This window comes from Kribbella sp. (genome assembly GCF_035655035.1).
Taxonomy (GTDB): domain Bacteria; phylum Actinomycetota; class Actinomycetes; order Propionibacteriales; family Kribbellaceae; genus Kribbella.
Genome location: NZ_DASRVN010000319.1, coordinates 1 through 1618 on the forward strand (window position 1 = coordinate 1; position 1618 = coordinate 1618).

The following is a 1618-nucleotide window of genomic DNA, read 5'->3' on the forward strand; positions in this document are numbered from 1 at the left end:
ATCGGCGGCGTCGCGCTCGGCGTCTGGCTGGTGTCGGACCCGCGCGTGTGGGTCGGCGTACTGCTCTGCCTGGTCGGTCTCGCGATCGGCGTGATGCTGGTGCTGCCGGTCGGCGGTGCCGACGTACCGATCGTCATCTCGCTGCTGAACGCGTTCACCGGCCTGACCGTGGCCGCGGGCGGGTACGTGCTCGGCAACACGCTGCTGCTGGTCGCCGGCACGCTGGTCGGCGCCGCCGGTACGTTGCTGACCAAGCTGATGGCGGACGCGATGGGGCGGTCCGTGTTCAACATCCTCTTCGGCGCGATCCGCGGCGGGTCGACGCTCGGCGCCGGTACGGCGTCCGACCGGCCGGTGATCTCGGGCGGTCCCGAGGACGTCGCGATCCTGCTCGGGTACGCGAACAAGGTCATCATCGTGCCCGGGTACGGCCTGGCCGTCGCGCAGGCGCAGCACATCCTCCGCGACCTGGTCGAGGAACTGCAAGGGCGCGGGGTGAAGGTCGACTACGCCATCCACCCGGTCGCGGGCCGGATGCCCGGCCACATGAACGTCCTGCTCGCCGAGGCCCAGGTCCCGTACGAGCAGCTCCGCGAGATGGACGACATCAACGGCGACTTCAAGACCACCGACGTCGTCCTGGTCGTCGGCGCCAACGACGTCGTCAACCCCGCCGCCCGGAACACCCCGTCCGCCCCCATCTACGGCATGCCGATCCTGAACGCCGACGAGGCCCAACGCGTCATCTTCCTCAAACGCTCCATGCGCCCCGGCTTCGCCGGCATCGAGAACGAACTCCTCTACGACCCCCGCACCACCCTCCTGTTCGGCGACGCCCGAGACTCCCTCACCAAACTCCTAGCCGCCCTCAAAACCGTCTAGCCCTCCGGCGAGGTTTACGGAAACAAATGTGCGCATACCGGCCAAAAGTTTCCGCAAACCAGCCCGCGCCCCAGCCGGCACGGGTACGCCGGGGCCGCATCCGCACGCGGACAGCACGTACACGGCCACTACCCGCCGGTTGAACCGCCGATCAGGCGTATCCGGCGGCCGCTGCGACGCATTCGTCCTGTCGAGCAGCAGTTAGCGGTCCGCGCCCAGCTGACACCGGCGGTGGTACGTGATCCCCGGCTCGACGCTGTCGAACATGGCCCGAGGCGAACACCGCCCCACCGCGGTCGGACATGGCCCGAGGCGAACACCGCCCCACCGCGGTACCGGACTCGGGTACAGGTTCTACGGGTTCATGGACTGATGTGCTCCGGGTTGCTCCTGGTGCTGCTGGCCGCCCCCGGCCAACGACCTCCCCCGGCCAGCGTGTTCCGTTGCCCGCCGCCAACCCCTCTGTTTGACTTCCGTACCGAGAGCCCGGGCGGCGCACCCATTCCTCTCACCCTTCCCCATTTCAAGGAGCCCCCTTTGCCCCACCACCCCCACACCCTTTCCCGAGCCTGGGACTGGGGCTAATCAACCCACCCCCGCTGCGCCGCCCGAACCCCAAGCTCAAACCGCCCCGAAGCCCCCACCTGCTCACTGAGTTTCGCCGCAATCCGCCGCACAGTCCGCAACGAAACCCCAAGCTTCCGAGCAACCTGCTCATCAGTAGCCCCATGCACCA

Annotated in this window: 1 protein-coding gene; it reads left to right on the forward strand. The window is 68.5% G+C overall.

Features of this window, described 5'->3' with window-relative positions; all coding sequences use genetic code 11:
* The coding region (locus VFF46_RS18190) for an NAD(P)(+) transhydrogenase (Re/Si-specific) subunit beta (protein WP_325038331.1) at positions 1-882 on the forward strand (882 nt) is incomplete at its 5' end.
* Between the last annotated feature and the right edge of the window lie 736 nt (positions 883-1618).